This is a genomic window from Salmonella sp. SAL4457, assembly GCF_046548235.1.
Classification (GTDB): domain Bacteria; phylum Pseudomonadota; class Gammaproteobacteria; order Enterobacterales; family Enterobacteriaceae; genus Salmonella; species Salmonella enterica.
Genome location: NZ_JBGDZO010001119.1, coordinates 1 through 245 on the forward strand (window position 1 = coordinate 1; position 245 = coordinate 245).

Sequence of the window (245 nt, forward strand, 5' to 3'; positions counted from 1 at the left end):
GCGATCTTCGCCGCGATGCTGTTACGCATCAACCGGGTGCGCGAGGACTTCGAATTCAACCTGCATTCGGCGGTTCGCGTGCTCTGGGCCGGCGCGCTGATTCCGCCCTTGCTCGGCGCCTCGGTGGGCGCGGTGCTGGTCAGCGTCTTCGGCATGGGGCGTTTCCCGGAAATGTGGGCGCGCTGGTACGTGGGCGATGCGATGGGCATGCTCGCGCTGCTGCCGTTATGCATGGCCAGCAACCT

The 245-nt window shown here is 66.1% G+C and carries 1 protein-coding gene; it reads left to right on the forward strand.

The window, feature by feature from the left end; all coding sequences use genetic code 11:
- Window positions 1-245: hypothetical protein (locus ACLJNW_RS27665; RefSeq protein ID WP_410961771.1), on the forward strand; the 245-nt coding region annotated here is incomplete at both ends.